This is a genomic window from Spirillospora sp. NPDC049024, assembly GCF_040649235.1.
In the GTDB taxonomy this organism is placed as follows: Bacteria; Actinomycetota; Actinomycetes; order Streptosporangiales; family Streptosporangiaceae; genus Spirillospora.
In genome coordinates this window covers 58,370-74,896 of record NZ_JBEZFD010000035.1, presented here as the reverse complement: position 1 = coordinate 74,896, position 16,527 = coordinate 58,370, and the positions used below count along the sequence as shown (strand labels likewise).

Here is a 16,527-nt window from a genome sequence, read left to right as displayed (position 1 = left end):
GGCTCGAACCGGTGGTCCCGGAACGACAGGGACATGGTCCCGGAGAAGTCCTCGATCGGACTGATCTCTTCGAAGATCTCCTCCAGCCCCGACTGCGTCGGGACGTCCCGGCGTCCGGCCTGGCGAGCCGCCTCGACCCGGGCCTTCCAGCGCTCGTTGCCGACCAGCCAGTCGAACGAGTTGGTCTGCAGGGCGAGCAGGTCGGGAACCTCGAGAGGCTCGCGGATGCGTGCGAAAGAGACGCGGCGGGGACCGGCGGGTACGGCGGAAGCGGTGCGCGAGGCTGCCAACAGGGTGTCCTTCCGAGGGCTCGCGGCGGACTGACGGCGCGCACGCCGGACGACATCACGGCCGATACGGAAGGAGGGGATGCCGAAGGACGAGCGCGAGAAGGCAGCATAGAGCAAAATGCAGACAGCTGTCCACGCATATAAGAATTGTCAACCTTCGATCCCGGAACCAGGATGACATGCCCGTGTCTCCCCCGTCAACCTGGGCACCGAAAAGGCCCCAGAAGAGACATCCATCCATTTCCGAAGGAAGAAGCCGCCCCGGTCAACCCAGAGAGGAGGCATAGCCGAGGACCACCGCCCCGAGAGCGCCGACGCCGAACCAGGCCACCGACCGGCGGGCGGGACGGGGGCCGTCGAGGAGGGTCGCGAGTCCGAGCGGCACGAGCGCGACGCACAGGCCCGCCGCGCCGACGATCGACAGCGGCGTCGTCCCCTTCAACACCCCCAGCGGCAGAAGCGCCATGAGCGCCAGGGCGAGACAGCGGACCCGGCCGAGCACGCGGGAGCGCCAGGCTCCGGCGGCCAGGACCAGCCAGCCGGCCATGACCGCGAATGAGGCGTACTGGAAGATGTGGAACGACTGATAGGAGGCGGCGACGGCGGCGACGGCCGACCTCCGCCCCTGGGCGTCGACGAGCCCGAAGGCCAGATGGTCCACGCCTGCATGGAACGTGCGGGCGAACAGCCCCACCATGACGAGACCGCCGCCCAACGCCGCCGGCGTCGGCCGGACGGCGCCGATGCGCAGCGCCAAGGCGCTGACCGCCGGCCATAAAGCCACGGTCCCTGCCGCGAAGCAGCTGTAGGACGCCGTCAGCAGGACCGGGTGCCGGTCGTAGGCGGCCAGTTGGTCGGGGAAGAAGAAGTGGAACCTCGCTCTGAGGAGGACCCCGGACAGCAGGAGGACCGGTCCGAGGAGCAGGGATGTCCCGGCGAGCCACCGTCCCGGGAACGCGAAGCCGACATGTGCCGAAGGCTGGGCTGAAGACATGCCCCACAGGCTGCCCGCACAGCCCTTTCCAGCGGATCGGCCCGCAACCGACATTCCTTGTTCAGCCCTCTGGGGACTGCGCTCGCCGGAATGCCGGCGAAGTCCTCCTCAGGGATGATCCATTCTGGTCCGATGCGGCGGGTGAACTGCGCCGATAACGTGCGTTCCGTGGACGAAGCCGACTTCGAGTCCCGCCAGGCACGCCTGCTGCGCCGGGGCCACCTGCTCGCCCTCGACGTGCTCCTGGCGGCCGTCCTGGTCGCGGTGGACGTGGTGGTCGCGGGGAACATGCTGAAGGACCGGCCGGGCTTCACCCCGCTCTTCCAGGTCTCCTGCCTGGTGGCGGTCGCGCTGGGCTCGGTCGTGGCCGTCCGGCGGCTGTGGCCGCTGCGCGCGTTGGCGACCGCGGTGGCCGTGTCGTCGGTCGCCGCCGCGGCCGGCGTCCTGTGGGATCCGTTCGCGGCGACCGCGCTCGCGCTCGGCGCCGTCGCGTCCGTCGCGCCCCCGCAGCGGTCGGCGCGCGCGCTGGGCCGGTGCGCGGCCGCCGCGACCGCCGCCGCGACGATCGCGCAGGTCGTCCACCCCCGGTACGGCCTGGCGGCCGCCGCCGGCTGGACGGTCGCCGCCTGGCTGCTGTCCGCCGGCGCCTGGCTGGTCGGCCATCTGCTGCGGCGTCGCAGGTGGAACGCTGTGTGCGCGCAGGAGCGGCGGGCGCACCGGATCCAGACCGACGAGCGGCTGCGGATCGCCCGCGAACTCCACGACGTGGTCACGCACGGCATGGGCCTGATCGCCGTCAAGGCGGGGGTCGCCAACCACATCGCCGAGGCGCGTCCCGAGCAGGCCCGCCAGGCGCTGCAGGTGATCGAGGCGACCAGCCGCGAGTCCCTGGCCGAGATGCGGCGCCTGCTCCAGATGCTGCGCCGTGACGACGCGCCGGGCACCGATCTCACCCGGCCGGACGTCGACGGCCTGGAGGATCTGGCCGAGCGGGTCCGGGCCGCCGGGGTGGAGGTCGAGCTGGTGGTGTCCGGTGAATACGATCTCCCCGAAGCGCTGCGGCTCACCGTCTACCGGATCGTGCAGGAGGCCCTCACCAACGTGGTCAAGCATGCGGCGCCGACCCGCTGCCGGGCCACCGTGGACGTCTCGTCCCACCACGTGCGGATCCTGGTGGTGGACGACGGCCCGGTCCGCCCGGGCCCCGGGCCGGGCCCCGGTGGGCACGGACTGGTCGGGATGCGGGAACGCGCCGCGATGTACGGCGGCTCCTTCAGCGCCCAGCCCCGTCCCGAGGGCGGCTTCGCGGTCGCGGCCACGCTTCCGCGCTCCCAGGGCGGCGGCGGGTGACCGAACCGATCCGCGTCCTGGTCGCCGACGACCAGGCCCTGCTGCGCGGCAGCTTCCGCGCCCTCATCGAGACCACCCCCGACCTGACCGCGGTCGGCGAGGCCGCCACCGGGGCCGAGGCCGTCGAGCTCGCCCGCGCCCTGCGGCCCGACGTCGTCCTGATGGACGTGCGCATGCCCCACCTGGACGGCATCGAGGCCACCCGCCGGATCAACCAGGCCCCCGGTGCCGAGGACGTCCGGGTCCTCATGCTGACGATGTTCGACCTGGACGCCCACGTCTTCGCGGCCCTGCGCGCGGGCGCCGCCGGCTTCCTGCTCAAGGACACCCCGCCGGCCGACCTGCTCAACGCCATCCGCGTCGTCGCCGGCGGCGAGGCCCTCCTGGCCCCCGCGGTGACCCGCCGCCTCATCGCCGAGTTCACCCGCCAGGCCCTGCCCGCGCACCCGCTCCCCCGCGCCCTCGACGGCGTCACCGACCGGGAGCGCGAGGTCCTCACCCTGGTCGCCCGCGGCCTGTCCAACACCGAGATCGCCGACCACCTGCACCTGAGCCTGGCCACCGTGAAGACCTACATCGGCCGCCTGCTCGCCAAACTCCAGGCCCGCGACCGCGCCCAACTGGTGATCATCGCCTACGAGACCGGCCTGGTCGCTCCCGCGCCCTAGCCGGGGCGAACGGAATCGGGGGCGTTCAGGCCTGGGTCGAGGGCTCGCGGAGTGCTGCGGGGCGGGCGGAGCGGCCGAGGCCGGGGATCAGGACCGCGGCGACGACCAGGTGCATCCCCGCCAGGACCGCCATGGAGGCGCCGTCGGCGGCGCCGCCGAGCGGTCCGATCATCGACAGGACGAGAACGGCCGCGGCGACGGTGGTCCATACGCGTCCCGGGCGGGCGGTCGCCCGCTCCAGCACCGCGAGCAGGCCCCAGGCCGCCAGGCCCACGATCAGGCCGGCCGCGACGACGGGGCCGGCGCCGACCGGCCGCACCTCCCCGCCCGTCTCGGCGGCCAGGTCGAGCCCGGCCACCGGGCCGGCCGCCGCCCACAGCGCGAGCGCGGCGGCGGCCCCTCCCGCGACGGTCAGCGCTCGCCGTGCGGTGTTCCCTCCGGACATGTGCTTCTCCATTCGTAGCGGCTGGTGCATGTCCGGCAGCGTCGCCGCGATGGCGGTCCCGGCGCATCGGCCGCGCGGCGAGGGCCGGTCCGCCCGCGGTACGGGCGGGCACCGACTTTGGTAGGTGTCGGCGCCGGGAGCACGCGGTTAGCCTCGGTCCGGTGAACGAGACGTTCGACCGGGCGGGGCTCGACGCGCGGCGCATGCTGCGCGGTGCGGCGGTCCTCGCCGTGGTGGCGGGCGCCCTGACCGCGCTGACGGTCTGGGGCCGTGTCAGCGCGCAGGCGGCGGGCGCCGCCCTGGCCCTCGACATCGCGGTCGCCCTGGCGAGCTGGCTGCTGACGCCGCTGCTGATGTGGCGCCCGGTCGGCGCCGCTGTGGCGCTGACCGCGCTGGCGGCACTGTCCCCCACCGCCACTCCGGCGGCCAGCATGGGCGCGTTGCAGGTCGCGCACCGGCGTCCGTTCCGGACCGCGGCGCTGGTGGGCGCGGCGGGCGTCGCGGCGCACGTCGTGCAGGGGCTCTGGCAGCCGAACCGGGGGATCTCCTTCAGCTGGTGGCTGCTGCTCGTCGCCGTCGGCTACGGCGCGGTGATCGGTTGGGGCGCGCTGGCGCGGGCGCGCCGGGAGCTGCTGGAGTCGCTGCGCGAGCGGGCCCGCCGCGCCGAGGCCGAGCAGGGCCGCCGGGTGGCCGAGGCCCGCATGGCGGAGCGGACCCGGATCGCCCGGGAGATGCACGACGTGCTCGCCCACCGGCTGTCGCTGCTGGCGACCTACGCGGGCGCGCTGGAGTACCGGCCGGACGCCCCGCCGGAGAAGCTGTCGCAGGCGGCGGGAGTGGTCCGCGCCGGGGTGCACCAGGCGCTCGACGAGCTGCGCGAGGTGATCCTGCTGCTGCGCGCCGAGGACGACGCGGTCGCGGAGGGCCGGCCCCAGCCCGTCCTGGGGGACGTGGTCCGGCTGGTGGAGGAGACGCGCGACGCGGGCGGGCAGGTGGAGCTGCGGGACGAGACGGTCGAGGCGTCCGCGCTTCCGGCGGCGGCCGGGCGCACCGCCTACCGGGTCGTGCAGGAGGGGCTGACCAACGCCCGCAAGCACGCGGGGGGACGTCCCGTCCGGGTGGTGCTGGAGGGGCGGCCGGGCTCCCGGCTCGTGGTCGACATCCGCAACCCGCTGCCCGAGGACGGCGCGGAGCCGCTCGCGCCCGGCAGCGGCACGGGACTGGTCGGGCTGACCGAGCGCGTCCGGCTGGCCGGCGGGCGGCTCGACCACCAGGCCGCGGAGGGCGAGTTCCGGCTGCGCGCCTGGCTACCATGGCCCGCGTGAGCCGCCCCCTGCGCGTCCTGATCGTGGACGACGACGCACTCGTCCGCGCCGGGCTGTCGATGATGCTGGACGGGGCGGGCGGGATCACCGTCGCCGGCGAGGCGGCCGACGGCGACGAGGTGCCCGCGGCCGCCGACGCGCACGCCCCCGACGTCGTGCTGATGGACCTGCGGATGCCGCGCGTGGACGGCATCACCGCGACCCGCAGGCTGCGGGCCCGGCCGGACCCGCCGGAGGTCATCGTGCTGACGACCTTCGACTCCGACGAGAACATCCTGCACGCGCTGCGCGCGGGCGCCAGCGGGTTCCTGCTGAAGGACACCCCGCCGGACCGGATCGTCCACGCCGTCCGGCAGGTCGCCGGCGGCGACCCGATCCTGTCGCCGCGCATCACCCGCCGCCTCATGGACCGCGCGGCGGTAGAGGCCGGCGCCTACCAGCGCGCCCGCGAGGCGCTCGCCCGGCTGAGCCCCCGCGAGAACGAGGTGGTCCTCGCCGTCGCCCGCGGGCGCTCCAACGCCGACATCGCGGCGGAGCTGTTCATGAGCGTGGCCACGGTCAAGGCGCACGTCTCCAGCGTGCTGACCAAGCTCGACCTGGACAACCGCACCCAGATCGCGCTGCTGGCCCACGACGCGGGCCTCGCCTGACCCTCCCGCGCGCCCCTGCTCTTGCGCGCCGCCGCGTCCCGTGCCAATCTTGGAACGACCATTCCAAGATTGGAGGTGCGGGCGATGCCGGACGTCAAGCATTTCGATCCCGACGCCGTCCTGGACCAGGCGGTGCGGCTGTTCTGGCGGCGCGGCGCCGCCGCGACGGGCATCGCCGAGGTGGTGTCCGAGACCGGGGTCAGCCGTTCCAGCCTGTACGGGACGTTCGGCGGCAAGCGGGACCTGTACCTGGCGGCGCTGCGCCGCTACGTCGACCGGCACTCGCGGCCGGTGTTCGACCGGCTCGCCGCCGACGGGCGGGGCCTGCCGGGCATCGCCGCGTTCTTCGACGGGCTCATCACCGCGCGGTGCTCCGGCGAGTACGCGCGCTGGGGCTGCATGGTGTCCAACGCCCACGCCGCGCAGGACGCGGGTGACGCCGACGAACGCGAGGTACTGGACGCCCACCACGAGGCCCTGTGCGACGCCATGCGCGCCGCCCTCCTCGCCGCACGCGACCACGGGCAACTGCGCGGCGACCTGGACGTGCCCTCCACCGCGCGGATGCTGGCGCTGCTCGCCTACGGGGTGAACGTGCGCTCGCGCGCCGGCGCCGACCCCGGCGAGCTGTCGGCCACGGTCGACGCCGCCCTCCGCCCCCTCTCGCCCGCTCCCCCGGCCCTCTGAGGAGATGACCATGACCGAGTTCACCGTCTACGACGAGACCGACGCCCCCGCCGAGGCCCGCCCGCAACTGGAGGCCGCCAAGAAGCGCATGGGGTTCGTCACCACGCTGAACGGCGTGATGGCCGAGTCGCCGGAGCTGCTCGCCGGATACAACGCCCTGTCGGAGCAGTTCACCAGGTCCTCGCTGCCGCGGAACGCCAAGCACGTCGTGCTGATCACCGCCAGCGTGCTGAACGGCTGCGAGTACTGCGTGGCCGCCCATTCCACGATGGCGCTGCGGACCCGCGTCCCCGCCGAGGTCGTGGACGCGCTGCGCGCCGGGCAGGCGTTGGACGACCCCGCGCTGGAAGCCGTCCGCCGCCTCACCAGCGCCGTGGTCGTGCGGCGCGGCTGGGTGGACGAGGCGGAGGTGGAGGCGTTCCTGGCCGCCGGCCACACCCGCCGCCACGTCCTGGACGTCGTCCTCGGCGTCGGCATGAAGACCCTGTCCAACTACACCAACCACATCGCCCACACGCCGCTCGACCCGGCCTGGAAGGAGCAGGAGTGGACGGCTCCCTCCTGACCCCTCACACCGCGGCGTGCCGGGGCTCCGCTTCCCCGGCCGCCGCGGGCGCGGCGGTCTTGGCCGTGCCGCGCGCCGAGGCCGCCGCCAGGACGGCGAGCCCGGCGAAGATCGCGGCGGCGATGGCGCCGGAGACGTGCAGGCCCGCGGTGAACGCGGCGTGGGCGGAGCGCAGCAGCTCCTCCGCCGGACCGGGCGGCAGGTCGGCGGCGGCGGCGACCGCGCCGGCCAAGGTCTTGGCCGCGGGTCCCGCGACGCCGTCCATCCGGGCCTGGTAGACGCCGGCGCCGACCACGCCGATGACCGCCAGGCCCAGCGATCCGCCGAGGTAGTTGCTCGTCTCCGACATCGACGCCGCCGAGCCCGCGCGCTCGGGCGGAACGGACCCGACCACCAGGCCCGTCCCCAGCGCGAACAGCGGACCGGTGCCGAGGGCCAGGACGGTGACGCCGGTGATGACGGCCGCGAGCCCGTCCGACACCGCCAGCGGGACGCAGCCCGCGGCCGACACCGCCAGCCCGGAGGCGATCGCGGTGGCGGGCCGGACCCGCTTGGCCAGCGCGGGCGCCGCCATCGTCCCGGCCGCGACGCCCAGCCCCATCGGCGCGAACAGCACGGCCGAGGCGAGCGGCGAGTACCCCAGCACACCCTGGAGGTACTGGGTCGCCATCAGGCCCGTGCCCGCCATGGCGACGCCCGCGAGAACCAGGGACACCAGGACGGCGCTGAAGGCGCGGCCGCGCAGCAGCCGCAGGTCCAGCAGCGGATGGTCGAGCCTGAGCTGGCGCCGGACGAACACGGCGCCGACGGCCGCCCCGGCGGCGATCGCCGCGACCGGGACGAGCCCTCCGCCGCCGTCGGCGAGCGCCAGCTGCTTCATCCCGTACACCACCGGCAGGACGGCGCCCAGGGAGAGCCCGACGCTGAGCTTGTCGACGCGTCCGGCCGTGCGGTCCCGGAACTCCGGCAGCAGGAACGGGCCGGCCACCAGCACCAGCGCCATGACCGGCACCGCGGCCAGGAACACCGACCCCCACCAGAAGCGCTGGAGCAGCAGCCCGGCCAGCACCGGGCCGAACGCGCCGCCCGCGAACTGGCAGGTGGCCCAGAGCGCGATGGCCTTCCCGCGCTCGCGCTCGTCGCGGAAGATGTTGGTGATCAGCGCGAGCGTCGAGGGCACCAGCGTCGCGCCCGCCACGCCCAGCAGCGCCCGGGCGGCGATCAGCGTCCCGGGGTCGGGGGCGTAGGCGGCGACGACCGACAGGACGGCGAACGCGCCGGCCCCGGCGAACAGCAGGCGGCGCCGGCCGATCCGGTCCCCGAGCGTCCCCATGGCGATCACGAATCCGGCGACCATGAACCCGTAGGCGTCGCTGATCCACAGCTGCTCGGTGCCGCTCGCGCCCAGGTCGGCGCTCAGCCGCGGCAGCGCCAGCAGCAGCGCCGTGATGTCCATGGCCAGCAGCAGCGACGGCAGCACCAGCACGGCCAGCGCGAGCCACCCGCGCTTCCCCGCGGGCTCTGCCACGGCGTCCTGCCCCTCGTACTCCATATCCTTCCGCCCCTCCAGTGAGACCCGATGTCACGGATGGGTCGGAGCGGGCGCGAGGTTCTCTACATCGGCCCGCGAGAAAAAAATGGGAACGTCTGTCGAAAGCGGCCGAGCGGCTCCGACGTCTCCTGCACGAGGCGCCGCGGAGGCGCCGGACCGAAGGGGAGACCATCGTGAAGTACATGCTCATGCTGTACGCGTCGCAGCGGGACTACGACGAGATGGCGGGCAAGGTGCCCCAGGAGGAGGCCGTCTGGTCCGCCGAGGACCTCGCCGCGATGCACGCGTTCATGGAGAGGTTCAACCAGGACCTGGTCGAGTCCGGGGAGTTCGTGGACGCGCAGGGCCTGGACGCGCCCGTCCACACCCGCCGGTTCCACAGCGGGGAGGAAGGGGGAGCGCCGACCGTGACCGACGGGCCCTTCCCCGAGACCGCGGAGGTGCTCGCCGGGTACACCGTCATCGAGTGCGACGGCTTCGACCGCGCCTCGGAGATCGCCGCCCGGCTCGCGAGCTGCCCCGTCCCGGAGGCCGCGCGGGCCCGGTCGTACGCGGACCTTCGGCCGATCGTCGACGGGCGCGCCGACCTGGAGCCGTGACCGCGCCGCCGGAGGGGGCCTGGGACCTGCTGCGCCCGCTGGCGCCGCAGGTCCTCGGCGCGCTGGTCCGCCGGTACGGGCACTTCGACACCGCTGAGGACGCCGTCCAGGAGGCGCTGGTGGCCGCGGCGTCGCAGTGGCCGGAGCAGGGGGTCCCGGCCGATCCGCGCGCCTGGCTGATCACGGTGGCGTCCCGCCGCCTGACCGACCTGCTGCGCGCCGAGCAGGCGCGCCGCCGCCGCGAGGACGCCCTGGCCGCCTGGACGCCGCCGGACGCCTGGCTCGCACCCGCCGCCGACCGCCCGCCGCCGGGCGGCGACGACACCCTGATCCTGCTGTTCATGTGCTGCCATCCGGTCCTGGCGCCGGACCTCCAGATCGCGCTCACCCTCCGCTCGGTCGGCGGCCTGACCACGGCCGAGATCGCCCGCGCGTTCTTCGTCCCCGAGTCGACCATGGGGCAGCGCGTCAGCCGTGCGAAGCGGCGCGTCCGCGAAAGCGGCGTCCCGTTCCGGATGCCCGCCGCGGACGAGCGCCCCGGACGGGTCGCCGCCGTCCTGCGCGTCCTCTACCTGATCTTCACCGAGGGGTACGCGAGCACGGCCGGGCGGCACCTGTACCGGGGCGAACTGGCGGCCGAGGCGATCCGGCTGGCCAGGATCGCGCACCGGCTGCTGCCCGGCGACGCCGAGGCGGCGGGGCTGCTCGCGCTCATGCTGCTCACCGACGCGCGCCGGCCCGCCCGCACGGACCCGGCCGGCGACCTCGTCCCGCTCGCCGAGCAGGACCGCAGCCTGTGGAACGCCGAGTACGTCGCCGAGGGCACCGCGCTGCTCGCGGAGACGCTGCCGCGCGGGCCCGCCGGCCCCTACCAGGTGCAGGCCGCGATCGCCGCGCTCCACGACGAGGCCCCGACCGCGCGGGAGACCGACTGGCCGCAGATCGCCGCCCTCTACGAGGTGCTGCTGGAACTGGCGCCCAACCCGATGGCGGCGCTCAACCACGCCGTGGCCGTGGCGATGGCCCGCGGGCCGGCCGCCGGGCTCGCCCTGCTGGAGGACCTGCGGGCCGACAAGCGGATCGCCGGGCATCACCGCCTGCACGCCGTCCGCGCCCATCTGCTGGAGATGTCGGGCGACACCGCCGCCGCGCGGGCGTGCTACCTGGCGGCGGCCGAGGCCGCCCGCAGCCTCACCGAACGCCGCTACCTCAACGCCCGCGCCGCGCGCCTGGCGGACACACCCGATTGACCGACGCGGTGCCGGGCCGCGGCGGCCACGCCCGCTGCGGCTTTGCGTGCCGCCCTCAACGTCCGCTGATGGGCGGGGTCAGGGGGCCGGTGCGGTCGTGAGGGCGCCTGCTCGGGCGGCGGCGCAGGCGGCCGCGGCGGCGCGGTCGGCGGCCTGCCCGCCGACCGGCTCGCCGGTGATGAACAGCCGGTAGTACAGCGGGGCGACGGCGGACCGGACGACCTCGGCCGGGTCCGTGGCCGCGGGGACCTCGCCGCGCTCGACGGCCCGCCGGACGATGGCGGCGGCCTGCTCGTGGCGGTGCGCGAAGAACGCGTGCAGGGAGCGGGCGGCGTCGCCGCTCTGCGCGGCGGCCAGCACGAACGCGCGGGCGACCGGACCCTCGACGGGGTCGGCGAAGCTCTCCGCGACGAGCCGGACGAGGCCCCGCAGATCGCCCGCGAGGGACCCGGTGTCGGGGATCGGCCAGGGTTCGGCGGCGGCGAGGTCGAGGGCGTCGGCGATGAGGCCGTCGGCGCTCCCCCAGCGCCGGTAGACGGTCGTCTTGTGCACGCCGGAGCGGGCCGCCACCCCTTCGACGGTGAGCCCCTGGTAGCCGCGCTCGGACAGCTCGGCGAGCGTCGCCTCGCGGACGGCGTCGCGCACCCGCGCGGTGCGTCCGCCGGGGCGGACGGTCCCGGGTCCGGGCGTGGTCACCGCGCGGTCCGGCGGTCCCGGTTGGTCTCCATAATCCCGATCGTAACGCAACTCCGGTTGCGTTAACTTCGTCTCCGGACGGAAACAGCAGTGGAGGGACGAGGGGGGAACCATTCATGTCAGAGGGGTCGCACACCACGATGAGGAAGTTCACGGTCTCCGGCCCGGACGCGGGACCGTACAGCGTCACCGCGGGACCGGACGGGGCGCTGTGGTGCACGCTCGTCCACGAGGGCCGGATCGCCCGGATGACGCCGGACGGGGACCTCACCGTGCACGGGCCCGTCCCCGCCGGACCGATGATCATCACGGCGGGCCCGGACGGCGCGCTGTGGTTCACCGCGTTCCACGGCCACGCGATCGGCCGGATCACCACCGCGGGCGAGGTCACGCGGTTCGCCCTGCCCGAGGGGTGGGGTCCGTGCGGCATCGCGGCCGGGCCGGACGACGCCCTGTGGTTCACCCGCATGCACGCCGGCGGCATCGGCCGGATCACCGTGGACGGCCAGGTCAGCGCCTATCCGGTGCCGGGCGAGGGCACCATGCCCTCGATGATCGCGGCGGGCCCGGACGAGGCCCTGTGGTTCACCCTCAACCAGGGCAACGCCATCGGGCGGATCGCACCGAACGGGGAGGTCGCCGTCCACCCGCTGCCCACCGAGGGCTCCGCGCCGGTCGGCATCACCGCCGGGCCGGACGGCGCGCTCTGGTTCACCGGCATCGGCACCGGGCACATCGGGCGGATCACCACGGACGGGAAGGTGACCGAGTACCCGCTGCCCGACCGGTCCGCACGCCCGCACGCCATCGTCACCGGCCCGGACGGCGCCCTGTGGTTCACCGAGTGGGGCACCGCCCACGTCGGCCGCATCGGCTCCGACGGCCGCGTCGAGGAGCACCCGCTGCCGACGCCCGGATCCGAGCCGCACGGCATCGCGGTCGGCCCCGACGGCGCCCTGTGGGTGGCGCTGGAGACCGGCGCGCTCGCCCGCGTCGCCGTCGCCTGACGCGCCCCTCGGGGACCGCACGGTTCGAGCCGCGCCGAAACGTCCGGGCGCGACCGTGGCGGTATGGATTCCACCACGCAAGCCACCGGGGTCCCCTCCGCCGCGGAGGCCCGCCCCGAGCCCCGGCGCGGCGCGATGCTCGCGATCCTGTGCGCCGGGATGTTCCTGGTGCTGCTGGACGTGACGATCGTCAACGTCGCGCTCCCCGGCATCGGCCGGGCGCTCGGCACCGGGCTGCCCGGGCTGCAGGGGGTCGTGGACGGGTACGCGGTCGCGATCGCCGGGCTGCTGCTGGGCGGCGGCGCCCTCGGTGACCGGATCGGGCACCGCCGGCTGACGCTCACCGGATTCGCGCTGTTCGGGCTGGCCTCGCTGGCCTGCGGGGCCGCGCCCGCCGCCGGCCCGCTCATCGCGGCACGCGTCGCGCAGGGAGCGGGTGCCGCGCTGCTGCTGCCCGGCAGCCTCGCCCTGATCACCGCGCTCTACCCGGGGCGCGCGGAGCAGGCGCGCGCCCTCGGGGTGTGGGCGGGCATCTCCTCCACGGCGCTGCCGGCGGGGCCGCTGCTGGGCGGGTTGCTGGTCGACACGATCGGCTGGCGGTGGATCTTCCTGCTGAACGTGCCGATCACCGCGGCCGCGATCATCGGCGTCCTGGCGCTGGTCCGCGAGCCCGGGCGGCCGCGGGCGGGGGCCGCGCTGGACCGCGCCGGGATGGCGCTCGCACCGCTCACCCTGGGCGGACTGGTCTGGACGGTCATCGCCGCGGGCCACGGCCACCGGGGCGGCGCCGCCGTCGCCGCCGTCCTCACCCTGGCCGCGGGGGCGGCGTTCGTCCTGGCCGAGCGGCGCGCGGCGGCGCCGATGGTGCCGGGCGGGCTGCTGCGGGCCCCGGCGTTCCTGGGCGCCGGCGGGATCGCGCTCATCATGAACCTGGTCACCAACGGGGTGCTGTTCGTGGCGACGCTGCGGCTGCAGCAGGCCGGGCACCGCTCCGCGCTGTCGGCCGGGGCGATGCTGCTCCCGATGGCCGCGCCGCTGGCGGTGCTGGCGCCGGTGAGCGGGCGTCTCACCGCCCGGTTCGGGACGCGGGTGCCGCTCGCCGCGGGCACCGCCGTCGCGGCGGCCGGGTGCCTGTCCCTGGTCGGCGCCGGCCCCGGCGGCGGCTACGCGGCACTGCTCCCGGCGCTGCTCGGCATCGGGATCGGGGACGGCCTGGTCGTCACCGCCGTGGTCGCCGCCGCGATGCGCGCCGTCCCCCCGGCGCACGCGGGGCTGGCGGGCGGGTTCAACAACACCGCCCGGCAGGTCGGGACGGCGCTCGGCGTCGCGGTGTACGGGGCGGTCGCGGGGCCCGCGACCCATCCGGCGTTCACCTCCGGCCTGCACGTCCTGGCCTGGGCGAGCGTGGCGCTGTGGCTGGCCGCGCTGGCCCTCACCCGCGTCGTCCCGGCCCGCTGACGGACCGAAAACCGGTTGGCAGGACCGGCCGCCCGGCCCTAGAACGGTCGGCATGCTTCGCAAGTACCCCCGGACCCGGCACATCGCGGGATCCCGGCTCCAACCGGGCGACCACGATCTGGCCGCCGTGCCGTTCGAGTCGATCGCCGGGCGGTACCTGGTGGTGGAGGAGAAGCTCGACGGCGCCAACGCCGGCATCAGCTTCACCTCCGCCGGCGAGCTGCGGTTGCAGAGCCGCGGCCACTACCTGACCGGCGGGCCGCGCGAGCGCCAGTTCGGGCCGCTGAAGGCGTGGGCGGCGTCGGTGCAGCACGTCCTGCGCGAGCGTTTGCGGAACCGCTACGTCATGTACGGCGAGTGGCTGTACGCCAAGCACACCGTCTTCTACGACGCGCTCCCCCACTACTTCTGCGAGTTCGACGTCCTCGACCAGGAGGACGGGACGTTCCTGTCGACCGAGGCGCGCCGCGAGCTGCTCGCCGGGACGCCGGTGGTGTCGGTGCCCGTCCTGCACGGGGGCCCGCTGCCGGATCTGGCCGCGCTGACGAGCCTCACCGGCCCCTCCACCTGCCGCACCCCGCGGTGGCGGGACGCGCTGCGCGCGGCGGCCGAGGCCGGCGGCGCCGACCCCGACCGCGTCGCCGCGGAGACCGACGCCTCCGAGGAGATGGAAGGCCTGTACATCAAGGTGGAGGAGGACGGGAGGACCGTCGACCGCTACAAGTGGGTCCGGCCGAGCTTCCTGAACGCGATCCTCGACTCCGGCACCCACTGGCAGGACCGCCCCATCGTCGCCAACGGCCTGGCCGACCCGGAGGTGCTGTATGCAGGTGTTTGAGGAGCTCTGCCCGGCGCCGCCGCACTGGACCGTCCCGTGGGACCGGATCCGGGTGGCCTTCTCCTGGGTGCGGGACATGGCGGACGTCCCGCAGGACGCCGTCTACCACGGCGAAGGCGACGTCGAGACCCACACCCGGATGGCGTGCGAGGCGCTGGCATCGCTGCCGCAGTGGCGCGCGCGCCCGCCGCAGGAGCGGGTCCGGCTGTTCACCGCCGTGCTGATGCACGACATCGCCAAGCCGCACTGCACCGCCCTCGACGACGACGGGCGCATCACCGCGCGCGGCCACTCCCGCCGCGGCGACCTGATGGTGCGGCGCATCCTGTGGGAGCTGGGCGCGCCGGTCGCCTGGCGCGAGCACGTCGCGGCGCTGATCCGCCACCACCAGGTCCCGTTCTGGGCGCTGGAGCGCCCCGACCTGCGGCAGATCGCGTTCCGCGTCAGCCTGCTGGCCCGCAACGACGACCTGGTGCTGCTGGCCTGCGCCGACATCCTCGGCCGGATCTGCCCCGACACCGAGGAGCTGCTGGACAACGTCGCCCTGTACGGGGAGTACTGCGCCGAGCAGGGGTGCCTGGACGGACCGCGCGCGTTCCCCTCCGACCACGCGCGGTTCTGGTACTTCCGCAAGCCCGACCGCGATCCCGCCTACGCCGCCTACGACGACACGCGCTGCACCGTGACCGTCCTGTCCGGGCTGCCGGGCGCCGGCAAGGACCACTGGATCGCCGCCCACCGCCCGGACGTGCCCGTCGTCAGCCTCGACCGGCTCCGCGCCGAGATGGGCGTCGACCCGGCCGGCGACCAGCGCGCCGTGGCGGCCGCCGCGCACGAGCTGGCCCGCGAGCACCTGCGCGCCGGGCGGTCGTTCGTGTGGAACGCCACCAACGTTTCCCGGCAGCAGCGCGAGCTGTGCACCGGCCTCATCGCCGGCTACCGGGGGCGGGTCGAGGTCGTCGCTCTGGAGGCGCCGCCGCGGGTGCTGCGGGACCGCAACCGGGCCCGCACCTCCCCCGTCCCGGACGCGGTCATCGACCGGCTCGTGCGCCGGTGGGAGACCCCCGATCCGACCGAGGCGCACCGCGTCGACTGGCTCACCACGGCGTGAGCCGCTGACCGGGCCCGCCGGCCAGGCCCGGACCCCGCCCGCTCACCGCGTGTCGGGACGCGGCCACGTTTAGCCCATGCGCACAGGGAACGCCCATTTCCAGGGTTCGAACACGTGGAGGGGGCCTGGAGGCATGAGCATCGTGCGGCAGCAACACGACGGCGACGGCCAGGCCGGGACGATGGGCGCGCACCGGCAGGACATGGGACGCGCCCCGGAGTTCCGCGCCGAGCGCCACGAGGCGGGAACGGGCGAGCTGGTCCGGCAGGCCGCACAGCAGGTCTCGGATCTGATGCGGGCCGAGCTGCGCCTGGCCGTGGCCGAGCTGAAGGACAAGGGCCGGCACGCCGGCACCGGCGCCGGGCTGTTCGGCGGCGCCGCACTGGTCGCGCTCTACGGCGTGGCCGTGCTGCTGGCGGCGGCGGTGGCCGCGATCGCGCTGGCGCTGCCGGTGTGGGCGGCCGCGCTGATCATCGGCGGGTTCCTGCTGGTGGTGGCGGGCGTCCTGGCGCTGCTGGGACGGGCGCAGGCGAGGCGGGCCACACCGGCCAAGCCCGAGCAGGCCATGAACGAGGCCAAGCAGGCCGTGGCCGAACTGAAGGAGAGGGCGACGCACCGATGACGATGCAGGGCAAGCACGGCGCCGCGGTAGGCACCGAGGAACTGCGTCAGGAGGTCGACCGGGCGCGGCACGAGCTCGGGGAGACGGTGGAGCAGCTCGCCGCCAAGGCCGACGTGAAGGCCATGGCGCGGGAGAAGGTCGAGCAGGCGCGCGACCGGGCCCGCGACACCGCGGCGTCGGCGTGGCAGGCCGCGAACTCGGACAAGGGCAAGGCCAGGGCGCGCCAGGGCGGCGTGGTCGTGGTGTCGGCCGGGGCGCTCGCGCTCGGCGCGGTGTTGATGCGCCGCCGCCGCGGGTCGTCGCAGGCGCGGCTGGGACGCGGCCGCAAGGCCCCGATGCGGATGAGGGCCCCGGTGCGGGTGCGGACGCGCGCCGGGCAGAGGCGCGCCGTCACGGTGCGCCGCCGCGGTCGGCGTTGAT

The 16,527-nt window shown here is 75.2% G+C and carries 19 protein-coding genes; 14 read left to right on the top strand and 5 right to left on the bottom strand.

The annotated features are described in order from the left end of the window. Both AB0C21_RS40500 and AB0C21_RS40495 read right to left on the bottom strand, forming a co-directional pair. Positions 1–290 (bottom strand): hypothetical protein (locus AB0C21_RS40500; RefSeq protein WP_500211555.1); only part of this gene is annotated, 290 nt, incomplete at its 3' end. Positions 291–555: 265 nt separating this feature from the next. Next, positions 556–1,284 carry a hypothetical protein gene (locus tag AB0C21_RS40495; RefSeq protein ID WP_500211554.1) on the bottom strand — a complete coding sequence of 243 codons (729 nt, stop codon included), beginning with the start codon at positions 1,282–1,284 and terminating at the stop codon, positions 556–558. Positions 1,285–1,452: 168 nt separating this feature from the next. On the opposite strand from AB0C21_RS40495, the gene AB0C21_RS40490 reads away from it, so the two are divergent. Together AB0C21_RS40490 and AB0C21_RS40485 are read left to right on the top strand one after the other, a co-directional pair. Next, positions 1,453–2,634, top strand: coding sequence for a sensor histidine kinase (locus AB0C21_RS40490; RefSeq protein WP_500211552.1), 1,182 nt, complete (start codon positions 1,453–1,455; stop codon positions 2,632–2,634). Continuing rightward, entirely contained in the window at positions 2,631–3,302 is a 672-nt protein-coding gene (locus tag AB0C21_RS40485) for a response regulator (RefSeq protein ID WP_500211551.1), read from the top strand. Before AB0C21_RS40490 ends, AB0C21_RS40485 begins: the two co-directional genes overlap by 4 nt. 25 nt (positions 3,303–3,327) lie before the next feature. On the opposite strand, the gene AB0C21_RS40480 is transcribed toward AB0C21_RS40485, so the two are convergent. Beyond that, the gene (locus AB0C21_RS40480) at positions 3,328–3,747 is read right to left on the bottom strand and encodes a DUF6069 family protein (protein WP_500211549.1); all 420 of its coding nucleotides are present in this window, start codon (positions 3,745–3,747) and stop codon (positions 3,328–3,330) included. 161 nt (positions 3,748–3,908) lie between these two features. On the opposite strand from AB0C21_RS40480, the gene AB0C21_RS40475 reads away from it, so the two are divergent. The 4 genes from AB0C21_RS40475 (at position 3,909) to AB0C21_RS40460 (ending at position 6,974) form a co-directional block, all read left to right on the top strand. Beyond that, entirely contained in the window at positions 3,909–5,072 is a 1,164-nt protein-coding gene (locus AB0C21_RS40475) for a sensor histidine kinase (RefSeq protein WP_500211548.1), read from the top strand. Then, entirely contained in the window at positions 5,060–5,722 is a 663-nt protein-coding gene (locus AB0C21_RS40470; RefSeq protein WP_500211546.1) for a response regulator transcription factor, read from the top strand. The genes AB0C21_RS40475 and AB0C21_RS40470 overlap by 13 nt, the downstream gene beginning before the upstream one ends. 84 nt (positions 5,723–5,806) lie before the next feature. Next, entirely contained in the window at positions 5,807–6,409 is a 603-nt protein-coding gene (locus AB0C21_RS40465) for a TetR/AcrR family transcriptional regulator (protein WP_500211544.1), read from the top strand. Between the two features lie 10 nt (positions 6,410–6,419). Then, positions 6,420–6,974 carry a carboxymuconolactone decarboxylase family protein gene (locus tag AB0C21_RS40460; RefSeq protein WP_500211543.1) on the top strand — a complete coding sequence of 185 codons (555 nt, stop codon included), beginning with the start codon at positions 6,420–6,422 and terminating at the stop codon, positions 6,972–6,974. 4 nt (positions 6,975–6,978) lie between these two features. Here AB0C21_RS40460 and AB0C21_RS40455 read toward each other — a convergent pair whose 3' ends face one another. Further along, a complete protein-coding gene (locus tag AB0C21_RS40455; protein WP_500211541.1) occupies positions 6,979–8,526 on the bottom strand; it encodes an MFS transporter in 1,548 nt (515 codons plus the stop codon). A gap of 182 nt (positions 8,527–8,708) precedes the next feature. Here AB0C21_RS40455 and AB0C21_RS40450 point away from each other — a divergent pair, with 182 nt between their 5' ends. Continuing rightward, a complete protein-coding gene (locus AB0C21_RS40450; RefSeq protein WP_500211558.1) occupies positions 8,709–9,125 on the top strand; it encodes a YciI family protein in 417 nt (138 codons plus the stop codon). Continuing rightward, a complete protein-coding gene (locus AB0C21_RS40445; protein WP_500211540.1) occupies positions 9,122–10,375 on the top strand; it encodes an RNA polymerase sigma factor in 1,254 nt (417 codons plus the stop codon). The genes AB0C21_RS40450 and AB0C21_RS40445 overlap by 4 nt, the downstream gene beginning before the upstream one ends. Positions 10,376–10,453: 78 nt before the next feature. On the opposite strand, the gene AB0C21_RS40440 is transcribed toward AB0C21_RS40445, so the two are convergent. Continuing rightward, positions 10,454–11,071 carry a TetR/AcrR family transcriptional regulator gene (locus tag AB0C21_RS40440; RefSeq protein WP_500211538.1) on the bottom strand — a complete coding sequence of 206 codons (618 nt, stop codon included), beginning with the start codon at positions 11,069–11,071 and terminating at the stop codon, positions 10,454–10,456. A gap of 140 nt (positions 11,072–11,211) precedes the next feature. Between AB0C21_RS40440 and AB0C21_RS40435 the strand changes: the two genes are divergently transcribed. From AB0C21_RS40435 to AB0C21_RS40410, 6 genes are all read left to right on the top strand, one after another. Next, positions 11,212–12,078 carry a Vgb family protein gene (locus AB0C21_RS40435; protein ID WP_500211536.1) on the top strand — a complete coding sequence of 289 codons (867 nt, stop codon included), beginning with the start codon at positions 11,212–11,214 and terminating at the stop codon, positions 12,076–12,078. 63 nt (positions 12,079–12,141) lie between these two features. Next, positions 12,142–13,536, top strand: a complete 1,395-nt coding sequence (locus AB0C21_RS40430) for an MFS transporter (RefSeq protein ID WP_500211534.1) — start codon at positions 12,142–12,144, stop codon at positions 13,534–13,536. Between the two features lie 52 nt (positions 13,537–13,588). After that, positions 13,589–14,374 carry an RNA ligase family protein gene (locus tag AB0C21_RS40425; RefSeq protein WP_500211532.1) on the top strand — a complete coding sequence of 262 codons (786 nt, stop codon included), beginning with the start codon at positions 13,589–13,591 and terminating at the stop codon, positions 14,372–14,374. After that, the gene (locus tag AB0C21_RS40420; protein ID WP_500211530.1) at positions 14,361–15,485 is read left to right on the top strand and encodes an AAA family ATPase; all 1,125 of its coding nucleotides are present in this window, start codon (positions 14,361–14,363) and stop codon (positions 15,483–15,485) included. Before AB0C21_RS40425 ends, AB0C21_RS40420 begins: the two co-directional genes overlap by 14 nt. A gap of 133 nt (positions 15,486–15,618) precedes the next feature. Next, complete coding sequence (locus tag AB0C21_RS40415; RefSeq protein ID WP_500211557.1) at positions 15,619–16,107, top strand: phage holin family protein; 489 nt, start codon at positions 15,619–15,621, stop codon at positions 16,105–16,107. Further along, positions 16,104–16,526 carry a DUF3618 domain-containing protein gene (locus AB0C21_RS40410; protein WP_500211529.1) on the top strand — a complete coding sequence of 141 codons (423 nt, stop codon included), beginning with the start codon at positions 16,104–16,106 and terminating at the stop codon, positions 16,524–16,526. The genes AB0C21_RS40415 and AB0C21_RS40410 overlap by 4 nt, the downstream gene beginning before the upstream one ends. Position 16,527: the final 1 nt, after the last annotated feature.

Bases quoted from the DNA above. Each gene is read 5' to 3' on its own strand.
- AB0C21_RS40495 (WP_500211554.1), bottom strand. From the start codon at position 1,284: ATGTCTTCAGCCCAGCCTTCGGCACATGTCGGCTTCGCGTTCCCGGGA.
- AB0C21_RS40480 (WP_500211549.1), bottom strand. From the start codon at position 3,747: ATGTCCGGAGGGAACACCGCACGGCGAGCGCTGACCGTCGCGGGAGGG.
- AB0C21_RS40470 (WP_500211546.1), top strand. From the start codon at position 5,060: ATGGCCCGCGTGAGCCGCCCCCTGCGCGTCCTGATCGTGGACGACGAC.
- AB0C21_RS40465 (WP_500211544.1), top strand. From the start codon at position 5,807: ATGCCGGACGTCAAGCATTTCGATCCCGACGCCGTCCTGGACCAGGCG.
- AB0C21_RS40460 (WP_500211543.1), top strand. From the start codon at position 6,420: ATGACCGAGTTCACCGTCTACGACGAGACCGACGCCCCCGCCGAGGCC.
- AB0C21_RS40455 (WP_500211541.1), bottom strand. From the start codon at position 8,526: ATGGAGTACGAGGGGCAGGACGCCGTGGCAGAGCCCGCGGGGAAGCGC.
- AB0C21_RS40450 (WP_500211558.1), top strand. From the start codon at position 8,709: ATGCTCATGCTGTACGCGTCGCAGCGGGACTACGACGAGATGGCGGGC.
- AB0C21_RS40435 (WP_500211536.1), top strand. From the start codon at position 11,212: ATGAGGAAGTTCACGGTCTCCGGCCCGGACGCGGGACCGTACAGCGTC.
- AB0C21_RS40430 (WP_500211534.1), top strand. From the start codon at position 12,142: ATGGATTCCACCACGCAAGCCACCGGGGTCCCCTCCGCCGCGGAGGCC.
- AB0C21_RS40425 (WP_500211532.1), top strand. From the start codon at position 13,589: ATGCTTCGCAAGTACCCCCGGACCCGGCACATCGCGGGATCCCGGCTC.
- AB0C21_RS40420 (WP_500211530.1), top strand. From the start codon at position 14,361: ATGCAGGTGTTTGAGGAGCTCTGCCCGGCGCCGCCGCACTGGACCGTC.
- AB0C21_RS40415 (WP_500211557.1), top strand. From the start codon at position 15,619: ATGAGCATCGTGCGGCAGCAACACGACGGCGACGGCCAGGCCGGGACG.
- AB0C21_RS40410 (WP_500211529.1), top strand. From the start codon at position 16,104: ATGACGATGCAGGGCAAGCACGGCGCCGCGGTAGGCACCGAGGAACTG.